A 3,491-nucleotide genomic window follows, 5' to 3' on the forward strand; every position below is an offset into this window, starting at 1 on the left:
TAGATGCTCTAAATGCCAACTTTGATGCAATTGAAGCGGCATTAGAGAACACGTTGTCTTTGGATGGCACAGCCCCTAACGGGATGGATGTTGACTTAGACATGAATAGTCGTAAAGTCATCAACATGGCTGACCCTACAAATAACGGGGATGCAGTTACAAAGGGATGGTTGTTGGAACAAGAAGGTAATGCAGCAGCTAGTGCTGATGCTGCGGCTGCCTCAGCCTCTGCTGCTGAAAATAGTGCTGTAGCGGCAGCAGCTTCAGCTAGTGTTGTTGCTCCCCAAACAGGTAATAGTGGTAAATTTCTAACTACCAATGGTTCAGCTACCTCATGGGCAGTGGTGGATGCACTCCCTTCACAAACAGGGAATGCTGGTGAATATTTAACTACAGATGGTACAACAGCTTCATGGGCTGCAATTGTTTCTGGTGCATCGTTAGCTAATGATACAACCACAGCAACCAATTTATACCCCTTGTTTGCTTCTGCTACAAGTGGAGTACCAACAACAATTTACACAGGAAACACTAAACTTTTATACAAGCCTAGTACTGGTGAATTTCAATCTACAGTTATAAATGCAGGAAATGGTATTTATACAAACAGTCAAACAGTGGCTGCAAGCTACACAATTGCATCAGGCACTTCAGGAATGTCAGCAGGGCCAATGACAATTGCATCAGGTCAATCAGTTACAGTATCTAGCGGTAGCCGTTGGATTGTTTTATAAAGGAAAAATATGTCATCAGTCGTTATCTCAGGAGATACCAGCGGGGCTATCACAGTTGCAGCACCCCTTGTTGCTGGTACAAACACGCTGACACTTCAAGCCGCCACTGCGACAAGTGCTGTCAATACATTGAGTACAGCGGTGGCTTCTACATCTGGCACTGCAATTGACTTTACAAATTTGCCACCTTGGGTTAAACGAATCACTGTAATGTTTCAAGGTACATCTCATTCCGCAACAGCAAATATTTTGGTTCAGCTTGGTACAGGAAGTACAACCTATACAACAAGTGGCTATATTGCAAATTCTATTGCCTGTGAAAGTGCGGGGAATACAGCTACTTCATCAACGGCTGGATTTGTAGTGTTTACCTCAGCCGCAGCAGCTATTATTTCTGGTCATATGATAATTACAAACATATCTGGAAATAATTGGGTTTCATCACACACTACAAAAAGAAATACAACTACACTTGTATTTGGTGGCGGTGATGTTTCATTGGGCGCAGTGCTGACCGCTGTTCGTATTACAACATCAAGCACTGACACATTCGATGCTGGCTCTGTCAACATTCTGTACGAAGGATAATCATGTCAATACTTGCTTTAGCTTCTAACACGCTGGTCACGGCGGCCTCTGGGCAGATTGAATACAACGGTCAATTCTTTGGCACTGACAGCAATGCATCTAGGGCGCAGTTGCAGAGGATTACTCAGGGTACATCGGTTGCCTCTACATCAGGTACAAGCATTGACTTTACTTCTATCCCATCATGGGTGAAGCGAATCACAGTGATGTTTCAAAATTTAAGTGCCGCTGGCTCTAACTCTCGACTGCTAATACAAATTGGGGACTCTGGCGGTATTGAAAACACAGGTTATCTTAGCACTGGTGCTTATAGCAATGGCGGTGCTGGTGCATCAAACTCAGAGACTACGGGTTATGTTATGGACAACGGTGGTGGACAGCCATCACTGTTTGTTACAGGTACTGCTGTTATCACTTTATTAGATGCGTCAACAAATTTGTGGGTTGCGACACACATGGCAGAATTAACTGTTGGTTACACAATGTTTGGTGGCGGTAGAAAAACACTCTCAGGCACACTTGACAGAGTACGCATAACCTCTGTAAATGGCACGAATACATTCGACTCTGGCAGTATAAACATTCTTTATGAAGGCTAAATCATGGCAGTAACAATTAACGGTTCAGCAGGTATCACTTACCCAGTAGTTGCAGGGGCATCATCTGCGTTGCAAGCGTCTGCTGGCAAGGTATTGCAGGTGTTGCAAAGTGTTAAAACAGATACTTCTTCTTTTGCTATTGGGGCAACAGGGGATATATCTGGACTTAGCGTTAGTATAACTCCTACCTCATCTACAAGTAAAGTTTTGGTTACATTTTGCGTACAAGGGTCAACAGCGCACGATGGTATTCTTAATTTATATCGTGATGCAACTGCTATTGGTCAAGGCGATGCAGCAGGTGTTCGAAGAAGGTGCATAGCAGAATTTCCACAAACAGCTACGTCTGGTTCTACGGCAACTGCGGCTGTGTCATTTCTTGATTCTCCAGCAACTACAAGTAGCGTAACTTATAAAATACAAGCAGTAATGGATGGTGCGGCTGGTTATATTAATCGTTCACAAACTGATGCTGATTTTGTTTATGACCCAAGATTAAGTAGTTCAATTACAGTAATGGAGATAGCAGCATGAATCACAATGCAATATATGCACTCTATCCAAGTGTTGTCACAGTTGATGATGGTGATGGCGCAAGAGATGCCCAAGGCAACAAAGTTGAAATCGACTTAACTGCTGTCAATGCTTGGGTTGACCCCAACGCATACAAAGCTAAACGTGCGGCTGAGTATCCTCCAATAACTGACTACCTTGACGGTGTAGTCAAAGGCAACCAAACCCAAATTGACAAGTACATCGCTGATTGCTTGGCAGTTAAAGTTAAATACCCAAAGGCATAACATGACACACAGAATCGTAGTGAACGTAGAAACAGGCGTAACCACACAAGTTGAATACACACCTGAAGAACAAGCCATCCATGATGCGGCAGTAGCGGCACAAGCAGCGGCTGAAGCAGAAGCACTTGCAGATGCACAAGCATTGGCAGAGGCTCAAATAGCAACAGTAGTTCCAGAAATAACACCTACTGAACCTACACCATGAATGACAAACTAATATCTGAAACAGAAGCCAAACTTATGACACACGAAGAAGTTTGTGCTCAGCGATATGCTGCCATTAAACAATCGTTTGAAGCTGGTGATAAACGCATGACAAAGATTGAATATCTTTTATATGCTGTAATAGCAGCAGTGTTGTTTGGCCCGGGCGTAGCAGCAGAGTTTGTTAGAAACATTATAGGAGTATAAAATTGACCCTTTTACAATTGCGTTCACTGCCCTCGCTGCTATTAAACAAGGCGTTGCATTTTATAAAGATGCTAAAGCAGCGGGTAATGATGTTACTAAAATAGCAAGAGAAATATCAAGTTGCATAGGCAACTTTTTTAATGCACAAGAACAAGTTAAACAAGTAATAGAAGAAGAAAAAAAGAAACCTGCAAAGAGTTTAAAAGCACAAGCTTTAGATAATATATTAAATCAAATAGAGCTTGAGAGACAAGCAGTAGAACTTAGAGAGTTTTTAATCTACCATGTAGACCCAGAACTAGGTGCAGTGTGGAGTAGGTTTGAAGAAGAATATGCAAGACTAGAGGAAGAACAAACAC

General features: G+C 42.6%; 7 protein-coding genes. All 7 read left to right on the forward strand.

Annotation, left to right across the window (positions count from 1 at the left end; translation table 11 throughout):
• Positions 1-734: hypothetical protein (locus ACILQR_RS16605; protein ID WP_395652466.1), on the forward strand; the 734-nt coding region annotated here is incomplete at its 5' end.
• A gap of 9 nt (positions 735-743) precedes the next feature.
• Entirely contained in the window at positions 744-1,322 is a 579-nt protein-coding gene (locus ACILQR_RS16610; RefSeq protein WP_395652467.1) for a hypothetical protein, read from the forward strand.
• Between the two features lie 2 nt (positions 1,323-1,324).
• Positions 1,325-1,921, forward strand: a complete 597-nt coding sequence (locus tag ACILQR_RS16615) for a hypothetical protein (protein WP_395652468.1) — start codon at positions 1,325-1,327, stop codon at positions 1,919-1,921.
• 3 nt (positions 1,922-1,924) lie between these two features.
• Complete coding sequence (locus ACILQR_RS16620) at positions 1,925-2,455, forward strand: hypothetical protein (RefSeq protein ID WP_395652469.1); 531 nt, start codon at positions 1,925-1,927, stop codon at positions 2,453-2,455.
• Positions 2,452-2,721, forward strand: a complete 270-nt coding sequence (locus ACILQR_RS16625) for a hypothetical protein (RefSeq protein ID WP_395652470.1) — start codon at positions 2,452-2,454, stop codon at positions 2,719-2,721. Before ACILQR_RS16620 ends, ACILQR_RS16625 begins: the two co-directional genes overlap by 4 nt.
• A gap of 1 nt (position 2,722) precedes the next feature.
• The gene (locus ACILQR_RS16630; protein ID WP_395652471.1) at positions 2,723-2,926 is read left to right on the forward strand and encodes a hypothetical protein; all 204 of its coding nucleotides are present in this window, start codon (positions 2,723-2,725) and stop codon (positions 2,924-2,926) included.
• A complete protein-coding gene (locus ACILQR_RS16635) occupies positions 2,923-3,132 on the forward strand; it encodes a hypothetical protein (protein WP_395652472.1) in 210 nt (69 codons plus the stop codon). Before ACILQR_RS16630 ends, ACILQR_RS16635 begins: the two co-directional genes overlap by 4 nt.
• Positions 3,133-3,491 lie beyond the last annotated feature (359 nt).

This window comes from Brevundimonas sp. (assembly GCF_044239655.1).
Lineage (GTDB): Bacteria > Pseudomonadota > Alphaproteobacteria > Caulobacterales > Caulobacteraceae > Brevundimonas.